The sequence below is a fragment of the Mycobacterium sp. genome (assembly GCF_050701675.1).
GTDB lineage: Bacteria > Actinomycetota > Actinomycetes > Mycobacteriales > Mycobacteriaceae > Mycobacterium.
The window spans coordinates 1-2,755 of sequence record NZ_JBOGDD010000147.1; the positions used below are offsets into that span (position 1 = coordinate 1).

General features: G+C 65.8%; 3 protein-coding genes. All 3 read right to left on the reverse strand.

Annotation, left to right across the window (positions count from 1 at the left end; genetic code table 11):
• Window positions 1-153: 153 nt before the first annotated feature.
• A complete protein-coding gene (locus ACRDUX_RS04295) occupies window positions 154-1,326 on the reverse strand; it encodes an acyl-CoA dehydrogenase family protein (RefSeq protein WP_526411355.1) in 1,173 nt (390 codons plus the stop codon).
• Between the two features lie 39 nt (window positions 1,327-1,365).
• Window positions 1,366-2,136, reverse strand: coding sequence for an aldolase/citrate lyase family protein (locus ACRDUX_RS04300; RefSeq protein WP_526411357.1), 771 nt, complete (start codon window positions 2,134-2,136; stop codon window positions 1,366-1,368).
• The coding region (locus tag ACRDUX_RS04305; RefSeq protein ID WP_526411359.1) for a fumarylacetoacetate hydrolase family protein at window positions 2,133-2,755 on the reverse strand (623 nt) is incomplete at its 5' end. The genes ACRDUX_RS04305 and ACRDUX_RS04300, both read right to left, overlap by 4 nt.

Below are 2,755 nucleotides of genomic sequence, written 5' to 3' on the forward strand. Positions count from 1 at the left end.
CGCCAGAGTCCCTCCGATACCGGCATTTCCGCGTCGCGACTAGTGCGAATCCGTTCGACGGGCATCCGCTCGGCAAGGAATTCTCCTGCCGCCGAGATGATTTCGAGCTGATCAGGTCCTGGCAGCAGGTTCATGACGGTCTCCTCACCGAGCTCATCTGGGCAGTCCCAGCACGCGTTCACCGACGATGTTGCGCTGAATCTCCGACGTGCCGCCCCCGATGGCCTGCGAGAAGCTGTAGTAGTAGTAGCCGGCCCACCCGTCGTCGTCCCAGCGCGACGTGTGTCGAATCGATGCGGGACCTAGGACGTCCATCGACAGCTTGCCGATCTCCTTGGCCAGTTCGGCGTACAACAACTTCACGATCGAGCCACGCGGACCGGGGGTTTCGGTCTTCATGGCCTCGCAGATGTTGGTGTAGGTCAGCGCCCGCAACGACGCCACCGAGGCCCGGGCGCGGGCAAGTCGCCGCGCGATGTCGTCATCGGCGATGGCAGGCCTGCGGCCGTCCGGGCCGACGTGGTCACGGGCATAGTCGATGAGGTCCTCGATGATCTTGGCCAGCCGCACCTGATTGGCGGTGAAGGCGGTGCCGCGCTCGAACGACAGCGTGGCCATGGCGACCGACCAGCCCTCGCCGACGTCGCCGACGACGTTGGACAGCGGGATGCGCACGTCGTCGTAGAACACCTCGCAGAACTCCGAGCCACCCTCGATGGTCTCGATCGGACGAATGTCGATGCCCGACGTGTTCATGTCGCAGATGACCCAGGTGATCCCCGTGTGCTTGCTGCCGGTGTTGTCGGTGCGCACCAGCAGTTCCTGGTAGTCGGCGGCGGTCGCGAAGCTGGTCCACAGCTTCTGGCCCGACACCACCAGATCTTCCCCATCGATCACTGCCTTGGTGCGCAACGCCGCGAGGTCCGACCCGGCGTCGGGCTCGGAGAAGCCCTGACACCAGATCACCTCGCCGCGAAGGATCTTCGGCAGGTGGAACGACTTCTGCTCGTCCGTGGCGCGAGTGATCAGGGTGGGTCCGGCGTGTGAGTTCCCGACGAAGCACGCGTCGATGCCGGGAAACCCCCGCGCCGCATATTCCTCGTACCAGATCAATTGCTGCAGCAACGTGAGGCCCTTGCCGCCGTACTCCGTCGGCCAGGCGATGCCCGCCCAGCCACCGTCCCACTGCGTGTGCTGCCAGGCCAGGTCGTACTCACGGTTGCCTGCATCGTCGCGGGGTCGCGGTTCGGTCGGCTTGTTCTCGTCGAGCCATGTGCGCACCTGGTCACGGAACTCGATCTGGTCAGACGTGAAGTCGAGATCCATGGTCAGAGTATAGGTGACACGATAGTCAGAAACAAAGGGTCACCGAGCCTTTCCGTGGTATCTGGCGGCCAGATCTTCGGCGCCGCGCGCCAGCAGTGCCACGTCAGCGCCGACGAGGACGAAGCTCGCGCCCGCACGCAGATAGCGACGCGCCACCGACTCGTTGAACGCGTTGACGCCTGCGCTCTTCCCGTGCTCGACGATCGTCGCCAGAGCACGCTCTATGGCGCCCACCACGTCTGGATGCTCCGGCTGGCCGAGCTTGCCCAGCGATGCCGCCAGGTCGGCGGGGCCGATGAACACCGCGTCCACGCCGTCCACGTCGGCGATGTCGCCGAGGTGCTCGAGGCCGGCCACCGTCTCCACCTGAACGGTCAGGGACACCGACGAATCTGCGGTGACAAGATAGTCAGAAATGCGGTTCCATTGCGATGCGCGAGCCAACGCGCTGCCAACCCCACGAATACCGTCGGGCGGGTAACGGGTGGCCCCGACTGCGGCGGTCGCCTCCGCCGCGTCGTCGATCATCGGAACGATGACGTTCTGTGCACCGACGTCGAGCAGCCGCTTGATCGACACCGGATCGGCCGACGGCGGGCGCACCACGACGTCGACGTCGGGGTACGCCGCGAGCACCTGCAATTGTTCGAGCGTCGTTCGCAGATCGTTGGGCGCGTGCTCCTGGTCCAAGAGGAGCCAGTCGATTCCGGACCCCGCGCAGACTTCGGTGACGTAGCTGCTGCCCGAGGCCAGCCACATGCCGAACCGTGGCGTCCCGGAGCCGATGCGTTCCGTCCAGCGGTTCGTCACGACGCCTCCGAGTCGAATGCGACGGACACCGTGCCCAACGGTCCGTAGTCGGCAACGAAGGTATCCCCCGGTTCGGCGAACACCGGTTTGGTGAACGATCCTGACAGGATCACCTCACCACGCTCCAGCTGAACCCCGTGCGGTGCAAGCCGATTGGCCAGCCAAGCTACGCCGTTGGCGGGGTGGTTGAGGACGGCGGCGGCCACCCCGGACTCCTCGATCGTTCCGTTTCGCATCAGCAGGGCCGCCACCCACCGCAGGTCGACGTCCATCGGTCGCACGACCCGCCCACCGAGCACGATCCCCGCATCTGCCGCATTGTCGGCGATGGTGTCGACGATCGTGCGCAGATGGCCGGTCTCGGGATCCGACATCTGCACCCGGGCGTCGAGGATCTCGAGAGCGGGGGTCACGAACTCGGTGGCCCGCAGCACGTCGAACAGCGTGACGTCGGGACCGGCCAACTTCTCGCCCAGCACGAACGCAAGCTCGACCTCCACCCGAGGCCGGATGAAACGTCCGAGGGGCACCCGGCCGCCGTCGGAGACGAACATGTCGTCGAACAGCGCGCCGTAGTCGGGCTCGTCGATCGACACCGCCCGTTGCATCACCTTCGAGG